The 24,306-nt window shown below is 67.9% G+C and carries 21 protein-coding genes; 8 read left to right on the top strand and 13 right to left on the bottom strand.

Going from position 1 to position 24,306, the window contains the following annotated elements; all coding sequences use genetic code 11:
• Positions 1–59: 59 nt before the first annotated feature.
• Positions 60–539, bottom strand: coding sequence for a hypothetical protein (locus tag ACYVKQ_RS00715; RefSeq protein ID WP_460574591.1), 480 nt, complete (start codon positions 537–539; stop codon positions 60–62).
• Between the two features lie 206 nt (positions 540–745).
• On the opposite strand from ACYVKQ_RS00715, the gene ACYVKQ_RS00710 reads away from it, so the two are divergent.
• Positions 746–1,693 carry an ABC transporter ATP-binding protein gene (locus ACYVKQ_RS00710; protein WP_460574590.1) on the top strand — a complete coding sequence of 316 codons (948 nt, stop codon included), beginning with the start codon at positions 746–748 and terminating at the stop codon, positions 1,691–1,693.
• Positions 1,693–3,264 carry an ABC transporter permease/substrate-binding protein gene (locus ACYVKQ_RS00705; protein ID WP_460574753.1) on the top strand — a complete coding sequence of 524 codons (1,572 nt, stop codon included), beginning with the start codon at positions 1,693–1,695 and terminating at the stop codon, positions 3,262–3,264. The genes ACYVKQ_RS00710 and ACYVKQ_RS00705 overlap by 1 nt, the downstream gene beginning before the upstream one ends.
• Before the next feature lie 88 nt (positions 3,265–3,352).
• On the opposite strand, the gene ACYVKQ_RS00700 is transcribed toward ACYVKQ_RS00705, so the two are convergent.
• From ACYVKQ_RS00700 to ACYVKQ_RS00685, 4 genes are all read right to left on the bottom strand, one after another.
• Positions 3,353–3,901 (bottom strand): hypothetical protein, encoded by a 549-nt coding sequence (locus ACYVKQ_RS00700; RefSeq protein ID WP_460574589.1) that lies wholly within the window; start codon positions 3,899–3,901, stop codon positions 3,353–3,355.
• A gap of 313 nt (positions 3,902–4,214) precedes the next feature.
• A complete protein-coding gene (locus ACYVKQ_RS00695; RefSeq protein ID WP_460574587.1) occupies positions 4,215–4,670 on the bottom strand; it encodes an ankyrin repeat domain-containing protein in 456 nt (151 codons plus the stop codon).
• A 186-nt stretch (positions 4,671–4,856) separates the two neighbouring features.
• Positions 4,857–6,251, bottom strand: a complete 1,395-nt coding sequence (locus ACYVKQ_RS00690) for a T9SS type A sorting domain-containing protein (RefSeq protein ID WP_460574585.1) — start codon at positions 6,249–6,251, stop codon at positions 4,857–4,859.
• 105 nt (positions 6,252–6,356) lie between these two features.
• Positions 6,357–7,391, bottom strand: coding sequence for a bile acid:sodium symporter family protein (locus ACYVKQ_RS00685; RefSeq protein ID WP_460574583.1), 1,035 nt, complete (start codon positions 7,389–7,391; stop codon positions 6,357–6,359).
• 163 nt (positions 7,392–7,554) lie between these two features.
• Here ACYVKQ_RS00685 and ACYVKQ_RS00680 point away from each other — a divergent pair, with 163 nt between their 5' ends.
• Entirely contained in the window at positions 7,555–8,250 is a 696-nt protein-coding gene (locus tag ACYVKQ_RS00680; protein ID WP_460574581.1) for a hypothetical protein, read from the top strand.
• 98 nt (positions 8,251–8,348) lie between these two features.
• The gene (locus ACYVKQ_RS00675; protein ID WP_460574579.1) at positions 8,349–10,085 is read left to right on the top strand and encodes a T9SS type A sorting domain-containing protein; all 1,737 of its coding nucleotides are present in this window, start codon (positions 8,349–8,351) and stop codon (positions 10,083–10,085) included.
• Between the two features lie 74 nt (positions 10,086–10,159).
• On the opposite strand, the gene ACYVKQ_RS00670 is transcribed toward ACYVKQ_RS00675, so the two are convergent.
• On the bottom strand, positions 10,160–11,734 hold the full coding sequence (locus tag ACYVKQ_RS00670) for an MDR family MFS transporter (protein WP_460574577.1): 1,575 nt from the start codon (positions 11,732–11,734) through the stop codon (positions 10,160–10,162).
• Positions 11,735–11,900: 166 nt separating this feature from the next.
• Between ACYVKQ_RS00670 and ACYVKQ_RS00665 the strand changes: the two genes are divergently transcribed.
• Positions 11,901–12,674, top strand: a complete 774-nt coding sequence (locus tag ACYVKQ_RS00665; protein WP_460574575.1) for a sulfite exporter TauE/SafE family protein — start codon at positions 11,901–11,903, stop codon at positions 12,672–12,674.
• A gap of 270 nt (positions 12,675–12,944) precedes the next feature.
• Here the strand turns inward: ACYVKQ_RS00665 and ACYVKQ_RS00660 are convergent, their stop codons facing one another.
• The gene (locus tag ACYVKQ_RS00660) at positions 12,945–13,439 is read right to left on the bottom strand and encodes a hypothetical protein (protein ID WP_460574573.1); all 495 of its coding nucleotides are present in this window, start codon (positions 13,437–13,439) and stop codon (positions 12,945–12,947) included.
• 180 nt (positions 13,440–13,619) lie between these two features.
• Between ACYVKQ_RS00660 and ACYVKQ_RS00655 the strand changes: the two genes are divergently transcribed.
• Positions 13,620–14,669 carry an SDR family NAD(P)-dependent oxidoreductase gene (locus tag ACYVKQ_RS00655; protein WP_460574571.1) on the top strand — a complete coding sequence of 350 codons (1,050 nt, stop codon included), beginning with the start codon at positions 13,620–13,622 and terminating at the stop codon, positions 14,667–14,669.
• 254 nt (positions 14,670–14,923) lie between these two features.
• On the top strand, positions 14,924–15,670 hold the full coding sequence (phhA, locus tag ACYVKQ_RS00650) for a phenylalanine 4-monooxygenase (RefSeq protein WP_460574569.1): 747 nt from the start codon (positions 14,924–14,926) through the stop codon (positions 15,668–15,670).
• Positions 15,671–15,870: 200 nt separating this feature from the next.
• Here the strand turns inward: phhA and ACYVKQ_RS00645 are convergent, their stop codons facing one another.
• The 4 genes from ACYVKQ_RS00645 to ACYVKQ_RS00630 form a co-directional block, all read right to left on the bottom strand.
• Positions 15,871–16,371, bottom strand: a complete 501-nt coding sequence (locus ACYVKQ_RS00645; protein ID WP_460574567.1) for a hypothetical protein — start codon at positions 16,369–16,371, stop codon at positions 15,871–15,873.
• A gap of 302 nt (positions 16,372–16,673) precedes the next feature.
• Positions 16,674–17,489: an Fpg/Nei family DNA glycosylase gene (gene mutM / locus ACYVKQ_RS00640; protein WP_460574565.1), complete on the bottom strand. Its 816-nt coding sequence runs from the start codon at positions 17,487–17,489 to the stop codon at positions 16,674–16,676.
• A gap of 120 nt (positions 17,490–17,609) precedes the next feature.
• The gene (locus tag ACYVKQ_RS00635; RefSeq protein ID WP_460574563.1) at positions 17,610–18,512 is read right to left on the bottom strand and encodes a PhzF family phenazine biosynthesis protein; all 903 of its coding nucleotides are present in this window, start codon (positions 18,510–18,512) and stop codon (positions 17,610–17,612) included.
• Positions 18,513–18,664: 152 nt separating this feature from the next.
• Complete coding sequence (locus tag ACYVKQ_RS00630) at positions 18,665–19,537, bottom strand: M48 family metalloprotease (RefSeq protein ID WP_460574562.1); 873 nt, start codon at positions 19,535–19,537, stop codon at positions 18,665–18,667.
• 270 nt (positions 19,538–19,807) lie between these two features.
• Between ACYVKQ_RS00630 and ACYVKQ_RS00625 the strand changes: the two genes are divergently transcribed.
• Complete coding sequence (locus ACYVKQ_RS00625; protein WP_460574560.1) at positions 19,808–21,850, top strand: IPT/TIG domain-containing protein; 2,043 nt, start codon at positions 19,808–19,810, stop codon at positions 21,848–21,850.
• Between the two features lie 151 nt (positions 21,851–22,001).
• Here the strand turns inward: ACYVKQ_RS00625 and ACYVKQ_RS00620 are convergent, their stop codons facing one another.
• Both ACYVKQ_RS00620 and ACYVKQ_RS00615 read right to left on the bottom strand, forming a co-directional pair.
• The gene (locus tag ACYVKQ_RS00620; RefSeq protein ID WP_460574558.1) at positions 22,002–23,819 is read right to left on the bottom strand and encodes an ABC transporter ATP-binding protein; all 1,818 of its coding nucleotides are present in this window, start codon (positions 23,817–23,819) and stop codon (positions 22,002–22,004) included.
• 75 nt (positions 23,820–23,894) lie between these two features.
• Positions 23,895–24,221: an STAS domain-containing protein gene (locus ACYVKQ_RS00615; RefSeq protein ID WP_460574556.1), complete on the bottom strand. Its 327-nt coding sequence runs from the start codon at positions 24,219–24,221 to the stop codon at positions 23,895–23,897.
• Positions 24,222–24,306: the final 85 nt, after the last annotated feature.

Raw genomic sequence — 24,306 nt, 5'->3', positions numbered from 1 at the left:
TCCGGAGTGGCGGCTAGGCCACCCCGAATGCCCGCCTGGGTAAGGCGGGATGGCGCGGGCTACTGGCACTCGGCGAATACGACGGCCGGCGTTTGCGCAATGACGGTGCTGCGGCCGGGTGCCGTGTAGCGGTGCAGGTAGAAGTAGCAGGTGAGGGGGCGCTTCAGCCGCGGGTGGTTCCACACGGCCGCCACCGGGTAGCGCAGCGTGAGCGTGTCGCTGCCCTGGGCCACGAAAACATGCCCCTGCGGCCCCGAGGAGAACGTGCGGCCAGCCTCAGTCGTCTGAAACTTGATGGAAACGGCAAAGCCCTGCTCCGATTGCTCGGCGGCGGCAATGCGGTACGCCAGCTTCGCCACCAGCACCGCCTGCCGCGACGGCGTGGCGCAGGGCGGCTGGTTCAGGGCCAGCAGGGTAATGTTGTTGCCGTTGGCGGCCGGTGCTTGGCGGGAAGCCGGGCTGCCGGCGTCGTGGAAAGGCAAGCTGCCCAGGGCCGGCAGCAGCAGCGGAAGCCAGGCAAAACGAATAAGAACGGGCATCAGACGAAAGAACAGCTGGGGTGGATAGGGGCCGGGCTAAGAGCGTCTCTCCAGGGTTGAGGCCGGTGGACGCTCATAGGCGGCGAGGTGCAATACTACCCAACCGCCGCGGAAACAGGTGCGCTTCGGGCTGGGAGGGTGGCCCGAAGCCCACCGGATTCGATGGCGGGCGAGTGCCGCCGCGCCCGTACCTTGCCGCCTGCCCTATGCCTACCCTTGATTCCCCACCGGCCATCCGCGTCAGCGGCCTGACGAAGCGCTACGGCGCCCACGCCGTGGTGCACGACGTGTCCTTCGAGCTGCCGGTCGGCGACACACTGGTGCTGCTGGGCCCGAGCGGCTGCGGCAAAACCACCCTGCTCAAGATGCTCAACCGCTTGGTGGAGCCCGACGCCGGGCGGGTGGAAGTCAACGGACAGGACGTGCGCCGGCAGCGGCCCGAGGCGCTGCGCCGCGGCATGGGCTACGTGATTCAGCAGGTGGGCCTGCTGCCGCACTACTCCGTGGCCGACAACGTGGCTGTGGTGCCGCGCCTGCTCGGCCACGCGCCCGCCACCGTCGAGGCCCGCACCCGGCAGCTGCTGGAGCGCCTGCACCTGCCGCCGGCCCAGTACGCGGCGCGCTTTCCGCACGAATTGTCGGGCGGGCAGCAGCAGCGCGTGGGGCTGGCCCGCGCCCTGGCCGCCGATCCGCCCATCGTGCTGCTCGACGAACCCTTCGGCGCCCTCGACCCCGTCATTCGCGCCGGCATCCGCCGCGAGTTCCGCGAGCTGGAGGAGCTGCGCGGCAAAACCGTGGTGCTCGTTACCCACGACGTGGCGGAAGCCTTCGAACTGGCCGACCGCGTCCTGCTGCTCCACGCCGGCCGCGTGCAGCAGCTGGGCACCCCCCGGGAATTGCTGTTTCGGCCCACCAACGAGTTTGTGCGCGACTTTTTCGCGGCCGAGCGCCTGGCCCTGCAGCTGCGCACCCTCACGCTGGCCGACCTGCGCCCGTTTCTGCCCGCACCCGGTGCCTTTGGGACGCTGCCGGCCGGCACGCCGGTGCAGCAGGTGCTGGAAAGCCTCACCGCCGGACGCGTATCCGACGAAAGCAAGGACGCGGGCCTGTTGATGACTGCCTTCGCGCAGGTCCTGCACCACCTGGTCATATGATGAAGACACTGAGCGAACTATGGGCCTTCTGGGAGCTGCAGGCCGGTAAGCTGGCCGAGCAAACCCTGCAGCACATCGGGCTGACGGCCGCCGCGCTCTTGCTGGCCGTGCTGCTCGGCGTGCCGCTGGGCCTGTGGCTGACGCGGCGCCCGCGCTGGGCGCCCGCCGTGCTGGGCGTGGCCGGGGCGCTGCAAACGGTGCCCAGCATTGCCCTGCTCGGCTTCCTGATTCCCGTGCTCGGCATTGGCCCGGTGCCGGCCATCGTGGCTCTGCTGCTGTATTCGCTGCTGCCCATCATCCGCAACACCGTGGCGGGCATTCAGGGCGTGAGCCCGGCCGTGGTGGAAGCCGCCCGCGGCCTGGGCCTCACCGACGGGCAGGTGCTGCGCCGCGTGGAGCTGCCGCTGGCGCTGCCGGTGCTGTTTGCCGGCATCCGCACGGCCACCGTTATCGGGGTGGGGGTGGCCACGTTGGCGGCCTATGTGGCCGCGGGCGGGTTGGGCGAGTTCATCTTCGGCGGCATTGCCCTGAACAACCCCGCCATGATTCTGGCCGGGGCGTTGCCCACCGCTGCGCTGGCCTTGGCCTTCGATGCCATGCTGGCCGGGCTGCAGCGGCTGAGCGCCCGGCGGCTGCAGCGGGTGGGGGCGGCCCTGCTGCTGGCCTTGCCGCTGCTGGGGGCCCTCTACCTGCTGCCGCGGGCGGCCGGGCGGCTGCGGGCCGGCTTCAGCCCCGAGTTTGTGGGCCGCGCCGACGGCCTGCCCGGCCTGCAGCGCGCTTACGGCCTGCGCCGCCTGCCCAGCGTGGTGCTGGCCCCGGCGCTGGTCTACGAGGCCGCCCGCCACGGCGACGTGGACGTCATCGACGGGTACTCCACCGACGGGCGCATTCGGGCCTACGGCCTGCAGGTGCTGCGCGACGACCGGCGCGTGTTTCCGCCCTACTACGCGGCCCCGGTGGTGCGGCCGGCGCTGCTGCGGGCCCACCCCGAGCTGCTGGCGGTGTTCAATCAGCTGGCCGGCCAGCTTTCCGATTCGGCCATGACCGAGCTGAACTACCGCGTGGACTACCTGCACCAGGAGCCCCGCGCCGTGGCGGAGGCCTTCTTGCGGCGGCGCGGCCTGTGGCGGGCGCCGCGCCCGGTAGCGCCCGGGGCCGCCACGGTGCGCCTGGGCTCCAAGATCTTCGCCGAGCAGTACATTCTGGTGGAGATGTACGCGGCCCTGATTCGCGGCGCTACCCCGCTGGCGGTGCAAACCAAGACGGGCCTGGGCGGCACCACCATCTGCTTTGAGGCGCTGCGTTCGGGTGCCATCGACATGTACCCGGAGTACACCGGCACGGGCCTGCAGGTGCTGTTGCAGCCCGCGCCCGCCGCCGTGGATTCGCTGGGCGGGCGGCCCGCGGCAGTCTTTCAGTACGTGCAGCGCGAGTTCCGGCGTCGCTACGGGCTGCAGTGGCTGCCGCCGCTGGGCTTCAACAACACCTACGCGCTGCTGATGCGCCGCCAGCAGGCCGAGGCCCTGCGCATCCGCTCGCTCTCGGAGCTGGGGCAGTACCTGCGGCGGTAAAGGGCCGGACCGCGGGCTTCCTGAGCAGCACCTTGCCCAAGCGGAAGGCGCCGCGCGGCGGCGCCGGCAAGCCCTGGGTGGCGGCCCGCTACGGCTGTGGCGGCGCGTCGAGCAGTTCCTGCAGGAGTTCGGCTTCCCGCTGCAGGCCGGCCAGGCGCGCCGCCAGCAGGCGCTGGGGGCCCGCGCCGCAGTCGTCGCGCAGACCGTCCACGGCTTCGCCTTCGAACAGGGCCAGCCAGCCGGCCTCGCGGGCGGGGTTCCGGACGGTGCCGGTGTAGGCCCGCAGCGCGGGCAGGGCTGCCAGGCGGTGCTCCAGGCGGGTGGCCCGCTGCCGCATGCCGGCCAGCTCCCGCTCCAGGCGCCGGGCCTGGTAGCGGCACTCGGCGAGGCGGCGCTGCAGCGGCTCCGGGTCGGGGGCCGGGGGCGGCAGCGCGGGCGGGGCGGGCTGGGCGGTGCCGTCGGGGTTCAGCAGCTGCCCCATCGCGGCCAGGGCAAGGCGGGCTTCCTGCAGGCCGTGTTTCAGCGGCAAGGAGCGCTGCCCGCTTTCGGCCTGCGCCACCGCCACCCGGTTGACGCCCAGCCACGAAGCCAACCGCTCCTGCGTTATTCCAAAGTGGTTACGAATAAAGTCGGACACGCCACCGGCCCACCGGCCGTTAGTGACCCATGCGCTTGCTACAAGTTTAGCATAGTTCCTCGGTTTTGTAGCATGGCGGAATGCTACATTGTTTTGCAGCAGGCAGAATGTTGTAGCGGTCCGTCATGCTACATTTTTTTGTTCAGCGCGGAAAAGTGTAGCAGGCAGAGGCCCGGCAGTTGCCCGTAGCGTTGGCCAACGCTGGTTGCTTTGGGGGTACTGCCCGCCAATCCCGGCAGGCAGCGGTATCGGCCCACTAAAACGGCCGGGCTGCTGGCCCGGCCGTTCGCGGTTGATTTGCTGCCGTAGAGGATCAGCCTTTCAGCTTCTGCTCGATCAGGGCAACGATTTCCTTGTTGCCGCTGGCTTTGGCGGCGGCCAGCAGCGTGGCGCCCTGGCCGTCGGCGGCTTTTACGTCGGCGCCGCTCTGCAGCAGAAACTCCACGATGGCCTTGTGGCCCTGGGTGGCGGCCGCTACCAGAGCAGTTTCCTGGCCGGCGTCTTTGGCGTTTACCTGGGCCTTGTGCTGCACCAGCGACTTGACAATGTTCAAATTGCCGTTGGTGGCCGCCGTGATGAGGTAGGTCGTCCGGAAGCCGGGCATCACCTCGATGGGGGCGTTGGCGTCGGCCCCGCCGCCGAGCAGGGTTTCCACGGCTGCGGCGTCGTTTTTCATCACGGCCTTAAACAAATCCTTGTTCGGGGCCTGCGCCGCGGCCGCGCCGGCCAGGCCCAGAAGCAGGGCGAACAGGAGAAGGTATTTTTTCATCTGCAACCGAAAGTAGCCAAGGGTAGGACCGTAAAAATACCAAACAGCGCCGACGTCGGCAAGTAGGCGGGCGGTGTGGTTGGGTAACTGCCTTGTTTTCAGTAGAAACCTTTGCCCGGGTCCGTCACTTGGTCTGAGCTGCCGTCGGCAGTGAACGGTGGCTGGCCGTCTGCTCAGTCGGGGTACTTAGTGCTTCAGTAAGCGCTGCCGCAGCACGCTTCCGTCGGCCAGCGTGACGTGGACCAGGTACACCCCGGCGGCCGCACCTGCCAGACTCAGGGTAGTGGCCTCGCCCGGCGTGCCACGCGGAGCCGACGCGTGCACGAGGCGGCCGCGCGGGTCGGTAACCTGGACGGCGCGGATGGCGGCCCCGCCGAGGCTGAGCAGTTGCACCATATGGGTAGCGGGATTGGGGTATACCTGCAGCACCGGGTCACCGGGGCGGCGGCCCGTCCGGGCGGCCGTCACCACGCTGGCCTCGGTGCGGTACACGCGCTCATCCATGAACTGTACCATGAACACGCGCCCGTCGGCAAACTCCGCGAAGTGCTGGAACTCGCGCAGGTTCTGGTCGCTCAGGCCCAGCCCATCGCGCACGAGCTGCCAGGTGCTGCCCTGGTCGCGCGAGAGCAGGGTGCCGCCCGAGGCGGGCGAGCCGAAGCGCGAGCTGTACCAGTCGCCGTTGCGGGCGAAGTGCACGGGACCGGTGATTGGGCCGTACCACCAGATGGCGCCGGCGGTGGTCTTGCGCACCGTCCAGCGCCGGGTGGCGTCGGGCACGTCGCGCAGGTGCTTGGTCAGGCGCAGTATCACGCCCTGCCGCGCCGACGAGCCGACGACGGTGCACAGCAGCGAATCCTGGGGTGTGAGGCTGAGGGTAGACACTTCGTAGGTGAGGATGTCATCGTAAATCTGCCCGCGGCCGTTGATGCGCATGGGCTTCCACTGCCAGCTCAGGCCCGCGTCGTCGGAAGTGTACAGGCCCGCCTGGTGGCCGAGATCTTCGCTGGCCACGGCGGCGTAGAGGCGCCCGTGCCGGTCGGCGGCCAGCTGGTTCACGAAGCGGCCCGCGCCGAAGCCGTTGCTGCGTGCCGTCCAGGTGCGGCCCTGGTCGGCCGAAAAGAACACCCCGTCGCCCACCTCCTGGCCCGGTCCCACGTACTCGCCTGTGCCCGCCAGCAGCCCGCCGCCGCCCGTTTCGGTGAAGGCCACTACGGGGTGGACGGTGGGCAGGGCGACGGAGTCCCAGCTCAGGCCGCCGTCGGCGCTGCGGAACACCTGGCCGCGCCCCCCCGCCAGCAGCAGGCCGGCGCGGGTGCCGAAGAGCTGCTGGGCCGAGCGCGTACGCAGGGCCAGGCGCCAGCTGCGGCCCCGGTTGGTGGAGTGCAGCAGGCCCGCCGCTACGGTTGTGAGCAGTGTGGAGTCGCCCGAGGCGAGGAGCCCGGCTTTGGGGCCGCCGGGGTAGGCCGGGGTGGTCAGCCAGAAGCGCTGGGCCGGCGCCGCCGGGGCCAGGGCCAGCAGCAGCAGTAGCCAGCCGAGCCGGAGCGCTGCGGGCCGGCAAAGATGTGAGGTGAGTGGCATTGTAGGTCAGGGGTTTGATTGCGCAAACCTACCGCCGCCCGCTGTCCCGCCAAATAGCATGTACATGTGACCCCGGCCCGATGCCGGCCACGGGCCCGCGCCGGCTCAGCCCCGAGCCGCCGGGGCGCCCACCGGCCGGCGCCGGCCGATGGCCTGGGCAATGATGCTGGCCAGCAGAATCTGCAGCGCGTGGTAAAGCATAGTAGGCAGCAGCAGCACGCCCGAGGCCGCCGCGCCCGCGAAGAGCAGCTTGGCCATGACGGTGCCGTGCACCAGCGACTTTTTCGACCCGCAGAACAGGGCCGTAATCTGGTCTTCGGGGCCGAAACCGAGCAGGCGGCTGCTCAGGAGGATGACCCCGTAAATCACCGCGAACAGCGCCACCATGCCCAGCGCCAGCACGGCCAGCGTGCCGGCGCCGTAGCCCCGGAACACGCCCTGCGCAAACGACTCGCAGAACGAGGCGTACACCATCAGCAGGATGATGCTTTGGTCGAACACCCGCAGGCCGGCCTTGTGGCGCTCGGCCCAGGCCCCGAAGCGCCGGTGCAGCAGCACCCCCAGCACCACCGGCAGCAACACCTGCAGCGCCAGATCCACGGCCAGCCCGCCGAGGCGCCCGCTGCCGCCCGTGTGCAGCACCACGCTCACCCACAGCGGCGTGAGCACGATGCCCAGCAAGCTGGAGATGCTGGCGTTGAAGATGGCCGCGGGCAGGTTGCCGCCCGCCATGCTCACCATCACCACCGAGGTGGACACCGTGCTCGGCAGCACGCACAAAAAGAACACGCTGGCCCAGAGCGTGTCGTGGGCCGCGCCCTGAAACCAGGGCCGCACGGCCAGGGCCAGCAGCGGAAATACCCCGAAGGTGGTGAGCTGCACCAGGGCGTGCAGGCGCCAGTTGCGCAGGCCGGCCTTCAGCTTGTCGGGGCTTAGGCGCAGGCCGTAGAGAAAGAAAATCAGGGCCACGCCCAGGGTGGTTATCGGGCCCCAGGGCACGGGGCTGGCGTCGCTGCCGAGGCCGGGGGCGAGGTAGGCCAAGGCCACCACGCCCAGCAGGCCGAAGAAAAACCAGTCGAGGCCGGCGCGGCCGAGCAGGGCCGCGAGGCGGCCGGAGGAAGCGGGGGAGGAGGGCGGCATAGGGCGGCGTAAACAACGCAAACGCTCCGCATACGCACAAACCCGCCCGACGGCGGCCGTGGGCCCGGGCCGTCGTTGGGCGCCGGGCTGCTGGCCAAATGCTTTTTTGGAATGGTGCAGGAATCAGCTAGCTTCCAGCCCTATTCCAATCCGTGCTGTCTTTATGCAAAAACTCCTACTATCCGCATTGCTCTGTTGGACTGCCGCCGCGCGGGCCCAAACGCCGTTGCCGCCCCTGAGTCCGCCGAATCCCAACAAAGGCGCGGCAGGCACCACCCACGGCGACGTGGTGAGCCCCGGCGAAAACGCCTGGATTCTGCACACCCCCGATGACCCCGACGCTGCCACCCAGGAGCAGCGCCGCACACTCTACTTGGCCCCCGCCTACCAAGTCCTGACGGTTCCGGTGGCGCAGTCGAGCTTGAACGGCAACCCTTGGGATTTTACGCAAAGCTTCCAGTTTACCCACAACGGCACCCTGCGCGTGCCCAGCCGGCTGGCCATCGGGGTGCCGCTGGGCGAGATGGGGGCCCTGAAGCTGGCCGTGGAAGGCGACATCGGCGCCCGGGGCGTGTGGGTGCGCGCCCAGGCCGCTCCCTGGCCCGATTACGTGTTTGCGCCGGGCTACCGGCTGCCCTCCCTACGCGACACCGAGCAGTTTGTGCGCCGCTACCGCCACCTGCCGGGCGTGCCCTCGGCCGCGCAGGTGCAGCAGCACGGCGTGGAGCTGGCCAGCCTGAACGCGGTGCTGCTGCAGAAGGTGGAAGAGCTGACCCTGCACCTGATTGCGCTGGAAAAAGACAAGGAGCAGCTGCGGCAGCGCCTGCAGAAGCTGGAAACCGCCGTCGGCGGTCAATAGGCGGCCTGATGCCCTTGGGCCCATACCCCGTGCCTGGCCTGAACAGTGACTTACCGGCCGCGCCACACAACTCCGTATTGAATTCTAGAACGGCTGCTATGCGTACCCCAATTCTGTACCCGCGTTTTCGCCGGCTTGCTATCCGTTTTCTGGCCGCGCCGCTGCTGGGCGGGCTGCCGCTGGTCGCGCAAGGGCAGGCGCCGCCCGTGTTTGAGCGGGCGCAGGTCATCGGGGCGGCCCCGGCGGGGCTGGGCAACAGCAGCGTGCGCGCCCTGGTGCTGGGCGCGCAGGGCCGGCAGTACGTGGCCGGCACGTTCAGCGGCACCGTGCAGTTCGGCCCCACGACGCTCACCAGCGCCGGCGGCCAGGACGCGTATGTGGGCTGCCTCGACGCCAACGGCACCTGGCTGTGGGCGGCGCCGGCCGGCGGCGCGGGCGAGGACGGGGCGCTGAGCCTGCAGGTGGACGCGGCCGGCCACGCGTACGTGGGCGGCTGGTTCCGCAGCGCGCAGCTGCAGCTGGGCCCGCGCACGCTCAACAACTCCAGCAACCAGCCCGAGGCCTTCGTGGCCAAGCTCGACGCCAATGGAAACTGGCTCTGGGCCCGCCGCGCCGGCGGCACCGGCGGCGAGTACGTGACGGGCCTGGCCCTGGTGGGCACCACGCTGCACGCCGCCGGCACGTTCGCCAGCGTCACGGCCGACTTCGGCCCCGCGACGCTGACCAACTACTACACCCGAAGTGACTTTCTGACCGACATATTCCTAGCCCGCATTGACGCATCTACGGGGGCTTGGCTGGACGTCATGAAAGCGGGTGGACTGGGCAACGACAACGTGTCTGACATGACGTGTGACTCACAAGGAGCCCTTTATTTGACCGGAATGTACGATGGCACTTCCAGCGCATTCGGTTCCCTCACGCTGTCGGCACCGGGTAGCATGAGCAAGCCTTTCGTGGCCAAGCTGGCGCCGAACCGCACCTGGCGCTGGGCCACGGCGGGCGACGCCGGTCGCAACATTCGCGGCGGGGCCAGTGGCGGCGCCATCGTCGTGGACGGGCAGGGACGCGTGACCATCGCCGGAACTTTTGTTAGCCCCGACCTGCGCTTCGGCGCCGTGGCCTCGCTGGGTGCCACCGGCCCGGCCGACCTGGACGGCTACCTGCCCGGCGACGGGTTCGTGGCCCAGCTCGACTCGCTCGGCGCCTGGCGCTGGGCCCACCAAAGCAGCGGCCCGGGCAACGACGGGGCCGGCGCGCTGGCCGTCGACGGCTTCGGCCATGTCACGGCGGCCGTCACCTTCGAGCGCACGGCCGCGTTCGGCCCCACCAGCCTGAGCAGCGCCGGCGGGCGCAACACGGCCCTGGTCCGCTTCGACACTAACGGCGCCTGGCAGTGGGTGCTGCGCGCCGGGGGCAGTGCCAACGCCCTGCTGGACGACGGGGCGGAGCGCCTCTACCTGGGCGGCACCTTCACCGAGGCCACGGCCGACTTCGGTCCGTTCAACCTGCCGGGCAACCCGCGGGCCAGCGGCAGCCTGGCCATCGGCACGGGCTTTCTGGCCCGGCTGGGCCCGGCGGCGCTGGCCGCGGCCGGCGCCACGCGTGCCCGCGCCTTTGCCGTATTCCCCAACCCGGCCCGCGCCTACGTGGACCTCAGCGGCTTGCCGCCGGGCTCGACCGTGCAAGTGTACGACGCGCTGGGCCGGGCCGTGGCCGCGGGCGCGGCACCGGCCGGCGGCGGGGTGCTGCGCTTGGCGCTGCCCGCTACCTTGCCCGCCGGCGTGTACCTGGTGCGCGCCGCCGGCCGCACCCAGCGTCTGCTGGTGGAGTAGCGCTGGAGGCATCTTACCTGATTTTTGCCTGATTCGCTATGCTTCGAGGGCGCCCCGGTCAGCGTGACATCAGCTTACTCGGCCAGTACGGGTGGGCCCGCGGCGTTGGTTTTGCGCAGCGGCAGCTCCGGAATGAGTGCGGTGGCCCCCAGCCCGAGCACCACCAGCCCCATGGTCAGCAGGTAAATGCGCGTGATGGCGCTGATAAAGGCCTGCTGCACCGCCGGGCTGGGCCGGCCGCCGGCCGCCACGGCGGCCGGCAGCGCCGGGCCTTCGCCCACTACCGCCGGCGCGGCCGCCGGCCCGGTCGTGGGCAGGGCCCGCGCCAGGCTCAGGGTAAGAATGGTCCCAAGCAGGGCCGCGGCCACCACGCCGCCCACCTGCCGGAAAAACTGACTGGCCGAGGTGGCCTGCCCCAGCAGCCGCGGCTCGGTGGCGTTCTGCACGGCCAGGGTGTAGAGCGGCATGCTGGGCCCCAGCCCCAGCCCGCACACAAACAGGTACAGCAGCACCTGCCCGTAGGAGGTGGTGGCCGAGAGCGTGGTCATCAGCCCCAGGCCCAGCAGCAGCACGGCCCCGCCCAGCAGCATCCAGCGGCGGTAGCGCCCGCCCCGCCGCGACACGAGCTGTCCGGCCACGTTGGAGCCCGCCACCACGCCCAAGGACAGCGGAATCAGGCTCATGCCGGCGCGGGTGGCCGAGGTGCCGAGCACGTTCACCATGAACAACGGCTCGAAGATGATCAGGCTCAGGAAGGTGCCGCCGAGCAGAAACAGCGCGGCGTTGGCGGCCCGAAACACGGGGTTGCGGAACAGCGCAAAGTCCAGGACGGGGTGCTCGATGCGCAGGGAGCGGTGCACGAACAGGCCCAGCAGCGCCAGCGCCCCAGCCAGCAGCCCCAGGGTGGGGGCGGAGGTCCAGGGGTAGGCGGTTTTGTTGAGCTGCAGGGCTACCACCAGCGCCCCCACGCCGCCCACCAGCAGCGCGGCCGAAAGCCAGTCGAGGCGGGCGCCGCGGGTGGCGGGGCGCAGCGGCGGCATGCTGGTGAGGATAAACCACAGGGCCAGCGCGCCCAGCGGCACGTTCACGTAAAACACCAGCCGCCAGCCCGCCACGCCCGGAATCAGGTTGTCGCCCAGGTCGGTGAGCAGGCCGCCCAGGAAGGGCCCGAGCACCGAGGATATGCCGAACACCGCCCCCACGAAGCCCTGGTAGCGGCCGCGCTCGGCGGGCGGAAATAAATCAGCAATGATGATGAAGGCCAGGGCAAAGAGGCCCGCGCCGCCCACTCCCTGCACGGCCCGGAAAATGATGAGCTGGCTCATCCCGTCGCCGAGCAGCGGCAGCGGGCCAAACTCGCCGGCCAGCCCGCACAGCACCGAGCCGAGCAGAAATACCGATACGGCCCCGATTTCGATGCTGCGCCGCGGGTAAGTATCGGCCAGCTTGCCGTAGATGGGCACCAGCGCCGTGCTGGCCGCCAGGTAGGCCGTGGCCACCCAGGTGAAGCGCTCCAGCCCCTGCAAATCGCGCACGATGCGCGGCAGCGCGGTGGAGACGATGGTTTGGTCGAGGGCGCCGAGAAACATGGCCAGCAGCACGCCGGCCAGGGTGAGCAGTCGTTCGCGGTGGGTGAGGGGGGGCGTCATCGAGGCAGATAAGGGACCGGGGCAAAACGGCGCAGCCGCGCTACCCGCTAACGCAGAAGCGGGCCCGGGCGGCGGAAAAATAAGCAGCCAAAGTTGCGCCCGGCCGCGGGCCTGCGCCTCGAAGGTTATCCCGTATTGGTCGCGGCGGGGTAGCTTTGCGGTGCTTATGGAGTTTCTCGACGCGACGCTGGCGCTGCTCTGCGCCTTTGCTTTTCTGGCCGGTTTTGTGGACGCCATCGTGGGCGGCGGCGGGCTGATTCAGCTGCCGGCCATGCTGCTGCTGCTCAAGGGCGTGCCGGTGCCCACGGTGCTCGGCACGGGCAAGGTGTCCTCGGTGGCGGGCACGGCCGCGGCGCTGCGGCGCTACCTGGGGCAGGTGCCCATCCGCTGGCCGGCTGTGGGCGCGGCGGCCGTCACGGCCGGGGTATTTTCGTTTCTGGGGGCCCGGGTGGTCAGCCTGCTGCCCGCCGAGCTGCTGCGGCCGCTGGTGCTCGGGCTGCTGGTGGTCATTGCCATCTACACGTTCTGGCGCAAGGATTTCGGCTCCCTGCACGCCCCGCGCCTTTCCGAGCAGAAGGAACCCGTCTACGGCGCGCTTATCGGCCTGATCATCGGTTTCTACGACGGCTTTTTCGGGCCCGGCACCGGCTCGTTTCTGCTCTTCGCCTTCGTGGGGCTGTTCGGCTACGACTTCCTGAGCGCCTCGGCCTCGGCCAAGGTGGTCAACGTGGCTACCAACCTGACGGCGCTGGCCTATTTCGCCTACACCGGCCACATTCTCTGGCAGGTGGCCCTGCCCATGGCCGCCTGCAACATGGTCGGCTCCACGCTAGGCGCCCGCCTGGCCCTAAAGCAGGGCGTGGGCTTTGTGCGGGGGCTGTTTCTGGTGGTGGTCGGCGGCATCATCCTGAAGCTGGGCTACGAGACGCTGCGGGCATGAGCGGCGGGGTGGTCCGGCCGGCGGGGCCGCTGTGGTACCCGCCGGCCGGACCACCCCACCAAACCAGATGACCAGGGTGGCTGGCGCGGCAGCCTCCGCGCTGAACCCAGTAGCCGGCCCGGCCCACGCGGCTGCCGACGGGCCGAACCCGGTGGCCGGACCAGCTACCTCAGTACCCAAAAACGCGAACCAGTTCGGGCCCGACCCGAACTGGTTCGCGTTTTGAGACGGTCAGTTGGCCCGCCGCCCCCGGCAGCACTGCCTCCCAGCTTATTCCTCGCCGCGGCCGGGCGGCAGGCCGGGCACGGCGTTGCCCTGATTGCCCTGCACATTCGGCACGCCCATCTTCTTCTCGCGGGCCTGCTGGTACTTGTTGAACTGGGCCGGCGACAGTACATCCTTGAGGAACGTGAGGCGGGCCTGGCCGATTTCCTCCACGATGCCGTTGAGCTTGCGCAGATCGGTGCGGTGCTGCTGGCGGGCCACTTCTACCTGCCGGATGCTGCGCTGGTTGATTTCCAGGACTTTCACCTCCTGCTGGGGCGTCAGGCCCAGGGCCTGCTTCAGGTTCTGGGTCAAGCTCACGGCCTGGGCCTGAATCTTGGCCTCGTCGATTTTTACTTCGGGCGCGGCCGCCTGGGGTTTGCCCGCAGCGGCGGGCGCATTCGTCTTGATTTTGGTTTTGACGGTGGTCGTCTGGGCCCAGGCAGCGGGCGCGGCCAGCAGCAAGCCGGCCAGCACAAAGGTTTTGGGAAGAGTGTTCATGTCGGGGAATTCAGCGAAAGCGCCGCCCGCGGGGCAGCGCCGGTCAGCGGCCGCACGAAAATAGCGTGCCAGTCTGCTCCGTGGTGCCCTAACGCCGCCGGAAGCGGGAATATTCCCCGGCCGCCCGGCATTTCGCGGAATGCGTGTAACCTTTCCGGCCCGGCCGCAATAGAAGAAGGCATGAAGCAGCCCTCCTCCCGAACTACTTGGCTGAAGGCCGCCGGCATCGGCGCCGCCGTGGCCGCCGCCGCGCTCTGGGCCAACCGCCGCGGCTCCTACGACCTGCGCGGCCGCGTGGTCCTCATCACCGGCGGCTCGCGCGGCCTGGGTCTGGTGCTGGCCCGGCAGGCCGTGGCCGAAGGCGCCAAAGTGGCTATTTGCGCCCGCGACGCCGACGAGCTGGAGCGCGCGCGCCAGGAGCTGGCCGCCGACGGCACCGTGCTCACCTTCGCGCGCGACCTGAGCGACGAAACCACCGTGCGCACCCTGGTGGCCGAAGTGCGCCAGCAGCTGGGCCCCATCGACGTGCTCATCAACAACGCGGGCATCATCACCGGCGGCCCGCTGGAGCACATGGACGTGCGCGACTACCAGGAGACGATGGACATCCACTTCTGGGCCGCGCTGCACGCCATGTACGCGGTGCTGCCCGAGATGAAAAAACGCCGTGAGGGCCGCATCATCAACATCGCCTCCATTGGCGGCAAGGTATCGGTGCCGCACCTGGCGCCCTACTGCGCCAGCAAATTTGCCCTGGTGGGCCTTTCCGAGGGCTTCCGGGCCGAGCTGCTGCGCTACGGCGTGTACGTGACCACCGTGTGCCCGGGCCTGATGCGCACCGGCTCGGCCCGCCACGCGGTGGTGAAAGGGCAGCACGTGCTCGAGTTTGCCTGGTTTATGGTGTCCGATTCGCTACCGGCCCTCACCGTCAGTGCCGGCTACGCCGCCCGGCAGATATGGAATGCCGCCCGTCGCGGCGACGCCGAGCTGATTCTGGGGGTGCCGGCCAAGCTGATTGCCCTGCTGCACGGCGTGGCGCCCGGTACCGTGGCCAACCTGATGAGCTGGGTCAACCGCGCCCTGCCCGACGCCACCGGCCCGGCCGGCGACGCCCGCCGCCGCGGCTTCGAAAGCGAATCGGCCGTGACCGAGTCGTGGATTACTACGCTTACCCGCAAGGCCGAGCGCGAAAACAACCAGGAGCAAAACCACCCGCCGTACCCAGCCTGATAATCCCGGCAGCCCTGCCCCGGCCGTTGCTTCTTGCCGAAACTTTCGCATCTTTGCCCTATGCTCACCCGCCTCGCGTCGCCGTATTATTATTACCCGACCTGCCAGCCCACCGGCTTCGGCAGTGGTCGTGTATGCGCGACGGCACCCGAGCAGACGACGTAACGTCTCCCCAGGAACCGCTTCATACCCGCCCCTCTCCGATAGCCGGAGAGGGGCTTTTTGTTTTCACCCCTTTCTACTTTTTGTCAGCCATGACGACTCCCCTCCAACAGCACTACGACCAGTACACCGCCGAAGACCGCCACGTGTGGCAGCTGCTCTTCGAGCGCCAGCTCCAAGCTTTGCCCGGCCGCGCCGCGCCGGAATTCATGGAAGGCCTGGCCCGCATCGGCTTCACCGCCGACTGCATTCCGGACTTTCGCCACACCAACCAGGTGCTGCGCCGCCTCACCGGCTGGGAACTAGTGGCCGTGCCCGGCATCGTCGACGACGCGGTGTTTTTCGGCCTGCTGGCCGCCCGCAAGTTTCCCGCCACCACGTGGCTGCGCAAGCTCTCGGAACTGGATTACCTGGAGGAGCCCGACATGTTCCACGACGTCTTTGGCCACGTGCCGCTGCTCACCAACGCGGCCTTTTGCCGCTTCCTGCACCAGCTCGGTCACATCGGCACCCTGCACGCCTCCGACCCGGCCGCCGTGGAGCTGCTGGCCCGCCTGTACTGGTTCACGGTAGAGTTCGGCCTGATCCGCGACGCCGGCAGCCAGCAGGCGCGCATCTACGGTGCCGGCATCCTCTCCTCGGCTGGCGAAACGCGCTACAGCCTGAGCACGGAGCCCCGCCGCCACGCCTTCAGCACCGAGGCGGTCCTAGACATGGCCTTCCGCAAGGATGTGTTCCAGACCGATTACTTCGTCATTGATTCCCTGGATCAGCTTCACGGCGCCCTGCCGCAGGTACAGCGCCGGCTGCGAGCAGGCATTGCCGCGGCTGCCCTCTGATAGCCTGCTGCTGATTTCCTTCTGGTCAACAACGCACCGTCCGCCTCACCTACGTTTCTGGTGAGGCGGACGGGCGTTTTGGCGTTGGGCCGCTTGCGCCCGGCTGCCGCGCGGGCCCCAACGCCAAAACGCCCGACCGCAGGGCGGCCGGGCGTACCCACTGGGTGGAGCCAGCGGGACTTTGGAAATTGGAGAGCCGCTTAGTGCTTAAAGGTGCTCACGTAGGTCACGGCAGCTGCGCCTTCGCCGGAGGTCGTCTTCAGGCGCAGCGTGCTGGCCGAAATTTCTTCCACCGAGAACGTCCGCTCGCTGTCGGGCAGCTTCACGGTCAGCGTTTTGGCGTCTTCGCTCAGCTGAAAGGAGCCCGACTTCTGCTGAGGCATGGCCGGGTTGATTTTGGTCGCGCCTTCGTCCTGCACGTAGCGGCCATCGGCGGTAAACTGGGTCAGGTTGTCGCGCATCGACGACTTCAGCTGACCGTAGATGCTGGTGGTGATGGGTTGGGCGGCGTCAGCGGGCTGGCTGGTCGTCGTCAGCTCCGTCATGTGCCACTGGCCGGCGGCCAGGAGTTGCTGCGGGGTTTGCTGAGCTGCGGCCTCCGTCTTGATCGACGGCTGGGCTACTTCCTCTAGTTCTTTCTCACACGATGCCAGACCAACTACGGCCAGCGCCAGGCTCAGGTAAACGGGCAGTTTCTTCATGAAAACAGGTAAGGGGTTTGGTGAAGAAGTTTGAGCCTTGCGGCTCACTCGGCGTTTTTGCCTTTCATTACACATTCCAACTTCACGCCAAAGGCCACGGTGGCTGGCCTTGCGTTGGCGTCACAATGCTAAGCTACTAGATATGGTTCGGCTTTTCGCGGAAAAAGTCAATAATTCAAACATTATATCTGTAAAATTCAATGCAATTTGCAATTGTACTTTCGAATGTAGGTAGAATGCAAAAGCCGCCTGCGTAACTCGCAGAGCGGCTTTTGCTTAGTGTTAATTAGGAAAGCTACTGCTTATTGTTCTTTCTGGCAAGTAGGGCAGTAGTAAGTAGCACGCCCACCGACATACTTTTTTACAATTGCCTCCTGGTCTTTGGGGCAATACTTATAAGAGTCCGATCCGGGCACCGGGTAGGCGTCCCACTCGCGGGCGTGGATCAGAAAGGTTGTGGGAAACTGGCGGTAGTTGGCTTCCTGCTCGATAGCCGTCGTGAGCACCAAAGCAATGGCGGCGTGCAGCGCCTGCACTTCGGAAGGTGTGAGGGAGCCGGCCACGCGCTCGGGGTGCAGCCCGGCTTGGAACAGTACCTCGTCCACAATCCAGTTGCCGAGCCCGGCCGTGAGGCGCTGATCGAGCAGCAAGGGTTTGAGCAGCGTTTTCTTGCGGGCCAGCGCAGCGCTCAACTCGGCCGCTGTCAGCTCGAGGGCGTCGGGGCCCAGCTTCTTGAGGCGCTGGTACTCCGCCACGCTGCCCGCCAGGCGGATGCGCCCAAACTTGCGCGGATCGATGAAGGCGATGCGCAGTCCGTCGGCCAGGTGCAGCGCCACCCGGGTAAAGCGCGGGCGGTCGTGGTCGTCGCGGTAGGCGCCCACGTCGCCGGTCATGCCGAAGTGTAGGGCTAGAACCTGCCCGGTGGAAAGCTCCAGAAAGCAGTTCTTGCCCAGCCGGCGCGTCCCAGTGACGGTCGCGCCCACCGTGGCTGCGCGCAGGACCGCTTCGGGCGCGGCCAGCACGTGCGCGTCGAGCACTTCGAAGTGCGCAATGGTCTGCTGGAGCAGCAGGTCGTCGAGAAAGCGGCGGTAGGTTTCGACTTCGGGTAATTCGGGCACGGCTAAAGCAGTAGAAAAGTGAAGAGCGCCGCAGGCTCTCCCGCGACGCTCTTCATAACCCCATTGCCGAGCTTAGAGTTGCCTGCCGGCCCCGCCCGGCGCTCGGCCTCTGTTGGCGGCTCAGAGCGTCAGGGCGCCTTCCACCAGCACCACGCCCGTACCGCCGATCTGCACGGTGTGAATGGCGCCGGCGGCTGCGGCCACGCGCACCTGCACGGTGCCCGGGCGGCCCAGCCAGTGGCCCTGCTCCGCCACGTATTCGGGCTGAGTGAGGTAGCCGTGCTGGTGCAGGTAAGCCGCCATGGCGCCCGTGGCCGAGCCCGTAACGGGGTCTTCCATGATGTCGGGCGGCGTACCGAAGTGCCGGGCAAAGGTGCTGCCCGCCGCGGTGGCGCCACCGAGGCAGAAGAGGTGCGGGCTGAAAAAGTCGCTGGCGGCGCGGTAACGGCTGTAGGCGGCTACCTCGGGCGTGCGGGCGCGGCGCAGCGCGTCATGGTCGCGCAGCAGCACCATCAGCTGGGGCGTGCCGGTGCTCACCGTCTGGATAGGCGCGCCGGGCAGCACGTCGTCGGGCGTAAGGCCGAAAAGGGGCATCACCGCCGCTGCGTCGTGCACGGTGCCGAACACGGGCTGGCGCTGCGTCATGGTCACCTGCAGCGGCGCGGTGGCCGTGGCCGGCTCGATGCCCACGCGAATGGGCCCTTCGCGCAGCTCAAACTGCAGCTCCCGTGGCCCGTTGCTGACCGACACCCGACCGGCGTGCACCAGCGCAACGGCGGTGGCAATGGTGGGGTGACCAGCCAGAGGGATTTCTTCGGCGGGCGTGAAGTAGCGCACGGCCACGTCGCCGCCCTGGGCCGGGCGGCGCACAAACACGGTTTCCGACTGGTTGAACTCGCGCGCGAGGCGCTGCATCTGCTCGTCTGTCAGGTCTTCGGCATCGAGCACCACGGCGCAGGGGTTGCCGCCCAGCGGCTGCTGCGTGAAAGCGTCGACCAGCAGGAAAGGGTAGGTAGTAGGCATGAAAACGGGAGTATCGGTCGGCAAATAAAGGCATCGGCGCCCAAGCATGCACCGGCCCGGGCCGGCCGGCCGCATAAGCACCTCCTACTAAGCCAAAACGCCCGCTGCCAAATGCGGCAGCGGGCGTTCCATGGCGGCGGAAGCCTGAATCGTTACGAAGGATCCGACAAGCGGCCGACCTGCTGGCCCTGCGGCGTGTAAATGCCGCCCTGGGCGCTGACAAACAGGCGGCGCTGCTGCCCGTCGATGAGCACGAAGGGAAAGTCCGAGCTGCTGGAGCGGGTCAGGCGGCCCACCACGGCGGCGGTGCGGTCGTCGCGGTCGAGGCGCACCACGTTCAGGCCTTTGGTCACGTACAGCGGCTCGGCGGGATTGTCGCGGAAGGTGAGCTTGCCCACAAAGCTGATGTTGGAAGCGGCGGGCTGGGCCACCGGGCGCGGCGCAATGGCGACCGGCTGGGCCGACGGAGCGCTGGTGCGGGCGCTGGCCACGATTTGCCCATTGGCCTGCTGCCAGCCCCGGCCGATGGCGGCGAGGCGGGACGGGCGGCCCGGGTGCGTGGGCGAGTCGTAGTCCTGCGACACGAGGGCCATGGCCTTCTGCGACTCCGCCAGGCTGGCGCCCATCTTGCGGAGCACGAAGCCCGAAAACTCATCGGCTTCCAGCTCGTCCGAGGGATTGGAACCGCCGCCCTGCAGGGTGTGGCCGTTCAGGTGGTGGCCCATTTCGTGCGCCAGAATGCTCACGCCGGCCCAGTCGGTACGGCTGGCGCGGTTCACGGCCGCCACAAAGTTGGGGTTGTAGAGCAGAAAGCGCTGGCCGCCGTACACCACGGCCGCCGCGTTTTCGACTTGAGTGGTGGCGCGGAGCTGAAAACGGGGCTTCAGGCCTACGACATCGGTAATTTCACGCAGCACATCGCGCTGCGGAGCCGGCTGAGCGGCCGAAGCCGAGCCGCCCGTCAGCAGCCCCAACGCGAGGAGCGAGCTGGCCAGCAGGCGGCGGAAAGTGCGGGCGTGGTTCATGAAAAAATCCTTTTGGTTTGAATGCTGTATTTGCAATTATGCTGCCAGAAATACGCACGCTGGGCGCGTACGGGCATCAGGGGTATAACGCAAGGAGCTGGTGTTTTCGTTTACTGTTTCGTAGAATAACTGTTAATTTGAATTCTCTTTGGCGCGTAGTTGTTCAACGCCAAGCCCCAGTAACGAGCGGGCCTGTTCCCGGACAAGTACAAAGCCGAGCCCATGATTAAGCGCCAACTTTTCGCCGCGTTCCTTTGCCTGCGGGCCCTTGTGGCTACTTCAGCTCATGCGCAGGATGCTTCCTGCATGCTGGTGCCGGCGTCGCTGAGCCAGCGCGCTGCCGCTGCCGCCGTGGTGGTGGAAGCCCGCGTGGCCGGACAACAGGCCGTAGCTGATGCCCGCGGCAATATCTTTACCCTGAGCGAGCTGGAGGTGTACAAAGTGTTTGCGGGCCAGTTGCCCGCTGCGGGGGTGCGGCTGGCCGAGCCCGGCGGCACCCTCGGGTTGCGCCGCGAAGAAGTAACAGGCACTGCGGAGCTGAGTGTGGGGCAGCAGGGGGTGTTTTTCCTGGAGCCCAATCCCGCCGGGCCCGACCGACAGGCTTACCGACTGGTAGCCGGCCCGCAGGGGTTTGTGCGTTACGAAGCCGGTTCGCTGACGGCTGCCGAGCCTTTTGCTCGCTACCGTTCCATCGAAGAAGAGCTGTACCCGGCCGTGGAGCGCAGCACCGGGCAGCGGCTGCGTCAGGTAAAGACCAACGCGCAGCTGGAGGCCGTCGCCAGCGCCGCCAAAGCCACCGCCGCGCGCGGCAATGCTCCGATCATCAGTGCATTTCTGCCCGCCACGATAAGCGCCGGAACCGGCAGCGTGCTCACCATCACCGGCTCGGGGTTCGGCACGCAGGGGGGCAGCAGCAAGGTGGAGTTTCTGAATGCCGACCAGGGCGGGCAATCCTACGTGGCCGCCAACGCGGTTGACTACGTGCTCTGGAGCGACACCCAGATTCAGGTGCGGGTGCCCTCCAAAGCCACCGGCGGCGGCGCCGGCTCCGGCGTGTTTCGGGTAACCGATGCCAACGGCCTGACCGCGAGTAGCCCCGCCGCGCTGAGCGTGGTGTATTCGTACTCCAACATCGGCACGCCGGCGGTGCGGGCCCGCCTCGTCAACGACGACGCGCAAGGCGGCTACACCCTGCAATACGACGCCAACTTCGCAGCTAACACGGCCGCGCGGGGCGCGTTTGAGCGGGCCCTGACCACCTGGAAGGGCACCACCCGGCTGAACTTGCGTGTGGGGGCCACGGCCAGCACCAGCACCGTGGCCGACGACGAGGTGAACATTGTGCGCTTCGACACCGGTAGCGAGCTGCCGGCCAACGTGCTGGGGCGCACCACTTCGCGCTACCGCGGCTGCATCACCGGCGGCGTCACGTATTGGTCGGTGGTCGAAATGGACTACATCTTCAGCAACACCACCAACTGGAACTTCGCGGCGGCGGCCCCGGCATCCGGGCAGTACGATTTTGAGAGCGTGGCGCTGCACGAGCAAGGCCACGCGCATCAACTGGGCCACATCATCCGGCCCGGCGCCGTGATGCACTACGCCATTGCCAACGGCCAACAGTCGCGCACGCTGAGCCTCGAAAGCGACGTGGCCGCCGGCTTGGCCGTGATTGACTTCAGTTTGAATAGTACCAATCCTTGCGGGGCGTCGTTGCTGCAGTTGCTGCCGAGCACGGTGCTCCCGGTTGAGCTGCTGAGCTTCGCGGGGCGCTACGAACCGGCGCTGCCGGGCGTGCAACTGCGCTGGGAAACGGCCAGTGAGCAGCGCAGCGCCTATTTTGCGGTGGAAGCCTCGGATGACCCCACCACGGCTGGCCGCTGGCGGGAAGTAGCCCGCGTAGCCGCCGCCGGCCAGAGCACTGTGCGCCGTCAATACACCGCCACCGACGCCCGGGCCCTCGCGGCCGCTCAGGTGCGCTATTACCGGCTGCGCCAGGTGGACATCGACGGGCCGGAGCACTTTTCCGAACCTGTCGCCGTGAGCGGTTCGGCTGCCGAGACCGAGTTACAGGCTTTTCCCAACCCGGCCAATGACGTGCTGCGGCTGCGCGGTCCGGTGGTGGACAACGGCGCGCCGGGGCAGGTGCGGCTGCTGGATGCGGCGGGGCGCGTCGTGCGTACGCTGCCGCTGCCCGCCGCGACATCCGTCGTCGAAGTGCCCGTCGCCGATTTGCGTAACGGCGTGTACCTGGTGCAGTGGCAGGCTGGCAACGGTAGCGTGCTGCGCCAGCGCGTCTTGGTGCAGCACTAAGCGGAAGCACCAAACGGGTTGAAGTTCAAGGTGCGCTGCAGCCAGAAGCGCAGTTAGCAACGTCGAAAACGTCCTGTCTGGAATTATCCGGGCAGGACGTTTTCATTGAGGGGAGTTTACATTGTATTACCTACCGCCGAGGTTGCGCGGCCTATGCCGGCTGCCCGGCGTGTTGCGGCGCGCCGTTTGGCGCCGCAGCTAAGGCCGTCGGGCGCTGCCGCTCGCCGATCTGCTGGCGCCACATGGCGTAGTACAGGCCTTTGCGCTCCAGCAGCTCCTGGTGCCGGCCGGCCTCCACAATGCGGCCGCGCTCCAGCACGTAGATGCAGTCGGCGTGCAGAATGGTGCTCAGGCGGTGGGCAATCAGGATGGTGAGGTGGCGCCGCGTGGCCGACAAATCCCGCACCGTGCGGCTGATTTCCTCTTCCGTAAGCGAATCCAGCGCGGAGGTAGCCTCGTCGAAGACCAGCAGGGTGGGGCGCCGCAGCAGGGCACGGGCAATGCTCAGGCGCTGCTTTTCGCCGCCCGATACCTTCACGCCGCCTTCGCCGATAACCGTGTCCAGGCCCAGCGGGGCGCGGCGCAGCAGCGAGTCGGCGGCCGCTTCGTGCAGGGCGCGCAGGCATTCCTCGTCGGTGGCCTGGGGCGCTACGAAGAGCAGGTTGTCGCGGATGGTGCCGGCAAACAGCTGCGGGTCCTGGGTCACGAAGCCGATCTGCTCGCGCAGCGCGTCGAGGTCCAGTTGGTCGCCGGGCACGTCGTTGTACAGAATACGGCCCTGGGCTGGCGGGTACAGGCCCACCAGCAGCTTGACCAGGGTCGTTTTGCCCGAGCCCGAGGGGCCCACGAAGGCAACCGTCTGGCCCAGCTCGGTGCGGAACGAAATGCCGTCCAGCGCCGCCGTGTTGGCCGTGAGGTGGCGAAAGTGTACGTCGTCAAAGGCCAGCGTCTGCAGCTCCCCGATGGCCTTGGGCGCGGCGGGCTTCACGTCGCGCGGGGTATCAAGGATCTGCTGGAAGTTGGCCAGCGAGGCTTCCGTTTCGCGGTAGATGTTGATGATGTTGCCCAGTTCCTGCAGCGGGCCGAAGATGGCGAAGGAGTAAATGAACAGCGAGAAAAACTCGCCCATGGTAATCTTGTGCTGCACTACCAGAAACAGCATCATCAGCAGGATGGCGTTGCGCAGCAGGTTCACGAAGGTGCCCTGCACAAACGAGAGGGAGCGGATGTAGCGCACCTTCTTGAGCTCCAGCTTCAGAATGCGGTCGGTGGTGCCGTTCAGGCGCTGGGTTTCCTGCTGGGCCAGCCCCAGGCTTTTCACCAGCTCGATGTTGCGCAGGCTCTCGGTGGTGGCGCCCGCCAGGGCCGTGGTTTCGGCCACGATGGTTTTCTGAACCGTCTTGATCTTCTTGCTGAGCAGCGAGCTGACGAAGCCCAGCAGCGGAATCGTCAGGAAGTACGCGGGCGCAATGGGCCAGTACACCGACGCCGCGTACCACATCACGAAGATGATGCCGACCAGCGAGGTAAACAGTACGTTGACGAAGTTCTGGATCAGCTTCTCCACGTCGGAGCGCACCTTCTGCAGCTTGCCGAGTGTTTCGCCGGAGCGCTGATCCTCAAACACTTGGTAAGGCAGGTCGAGCGAGTGGCTGAGCCCGTCGGAATACAGCTGGGCCCCCAGGCGCTGCGTGATGACGTTAACGTAGTAATCCTGGAAGTTTTTGGCGATGCGCGACACCATGGCCACGCCCATGGCCTGCAGAATGAGCAGGCCCGCGCCGCCCGTCAGAAAAGCCGTCAGGCCCGGCCGCTCCGGGCTGCGCAGCGCGGGCGCCACGTACCGGTCGATGATCTGCCGGAAGATGTAAGGGTCCAGCAGGGAAAAGACTTGGTTGATGGCCGCCAGCAGCAAGGCCAACGCCAATAGGCCCCAGTACTGGCGCAGGTAACCGAACAGCAATTTCATGGAGGGAAGGTAGGGGAGGAAGGACCCCGAACAACCGCGCGCTCCGCAAGAAGTTTTGCCGCGCCACCGGCGGGGCTAGGCGGGCTCTTCGCTGGCCATTTCCGGCCGAGCCTCCGGCGCTACGTCGGCGAAAGCGGCGTGCACGGCGGCCGACGCCGGGCTCAGCACCAGGCGCACGGCGCGCCGCCCCAGGCGCTTCTGGTAGCGCAGCAGCAGGTCGCGGGCGGCGGTGGGCAGGTGGTGCAGGCGGCTGCAGTCGATCCACACGCTGGTTTTGCCGCTGCGGCAGGCCTGCAACAGGCAGCGGGCCAGCGTGTCGGCCGCCGTGCCGGGAGCCGGCGTGGGGCTGTCGGCCAGGAGCAGCACGTAGCGGTCGGGCAGGATTTCGTGGTAAACGTCCATGGGGTGGGAAGGGGCAGAGCGTGAAGAGCAGGAACGGGCCGAAACCACGCAGGCAGTTCCGGGCCAAAGCACTACGCAGGCGGCT

This window comes from Hymenobacter coalescens, assembly GCF_054783195.1.
This window is presented reverse-complemented; position numbering and strand designations above follow the sequence as displayed.

Bases quoted from the DNA above. Each gene is read 5' to 3' on its own strand.
- ACYVKQ_RS00715 (WP_460574591.1), bottom strand. From the start codon at position 539: ATGCCCGTTCTTATTCGTTTTGCCTGGCTTCCGCTGCTGCTGCCGGCC.
- ACYVKQ_RS00710 (WP_460574590.1), top strand. From the start codon at position 746: ATGCCTACCCTTGATTCCCCACCGGCCATCCGCGTCAGCGGCCTGACG.
- ACYVKQ_RS00705 (WP_460574753.1), top strand. From the start codon at position 1,693: ATGAAGACACTGAGCGAACTATGGGCCTTCTGGGAGCTGCAGGCCGGT.
- ACYVKQ_RS00695 (WP_460574587.1), bottom strand. From the start codon at position 4,670: ATGAAAAAATACCTTCTCCTGTTCGCCCTGCTTCTGGGCCTGGCCGGC.
- ACYVKQ_RS00690 (WP_460574585.1), bottom strand. From the start codon at position 6,251: ATGCCACTCACCTCACATCTTTGCCGGCCCGCAGCGCTCCGGCTCGGC.
- ACYVKQ_RS00685 (WP_460574583.1), bottom strand. From the start codon at position 7,391: ATGCCGCCCTCCTCCCCCGCTTCCTCCGGCCGCCTCGCGGCCCTGCTC.
- ACYVKQ_RS00680 (WP_460574581.1), top strand. From the start codon at position 7,555: ATGCAAAAACTCCTACTATCCGCATTGCTCTGTTGGACTGCCGCCGCG.
- ACYVKQ_RS00675 (WP_460574579.1), top strand. From the start codon at position 8,349: ATGCGTACCCCAATTCTGTACCCGCGTTTTCGCCGGCTTGCTATCCGT.
- ACYVKQ_RS00670 (WP_460574577.1), bottom strand. From the start codon at position 11,734: ATGACGCCCCCCCTCACCCACCGCGAACGACTGCTCACCCTGGCCGGC.
- ACYVKQ_RS00665 (WP_460574575.1), top strand. From the start codon at position 11,901: ATGGAGTTTCTCGACGCGACGCTGGCGCTGCTCTGCGCCTTTGCTTTT.
- ACYVKQ_RS00660 (WP_460574573.1), bottom strand. From the start codon at position 13,439: ATGAACACTCTTCCCAAAACCTTTGTGCTGGCCGGCTTGCTGCTGGCC.
- ACYVKQ_RS00655 (WP_460574571.1), top strand. From the start codon at position 13,620: ATGAAGCAGCCCTCCTCCCGAACTACTTGGCTGAAGGCCGCCGGCATC.
- phhA (WP_460574569.1), top strand. From the start codon at position 14,924: ATGACGACTCCCCTCCAACAGCACTACGACCAGTACACCGCCGAAGAC.
- ACYVKQ_RS00645 (WP_460574567.1), bottom strand. From the start codon at position 16,371: ATGAAGAAACTGCCCGTTTACCTGAGCCTGGCGCTGGCCGTAGTTGGT.
- ACYVKQ_RS00635 (WP_460574563.1), bottom strand. From the start codon at position 18,512: ATGCCTACTACCTACCCTTTCCTGCTGGTCGACGCTTTCACGCAGCAG.
- ACYVKQ_RS00630 (WP_460574562.1), bottom strand. From the start codon at position 19,537: ATGAACCACGCCCGCACTTTCCGCCGCCTGCTGGCCAGCTCGCTCCTC.
- ACYVKQ_RS00620 (WP_460574558.1), bottom strand. From the start codon at position 23,819: ATGAAATTGCTGTTCGGTTACCTGCGCCAGTACTGGGGCCTATTGGCG.
- ACYVKQ_RS00615 (WP_460574556.1), bottom strand. From the start codon at position 24,221: ATGGACGTTTACCACGAAATCCTGCCCGACCGCTACGTGCTGCTCCTG.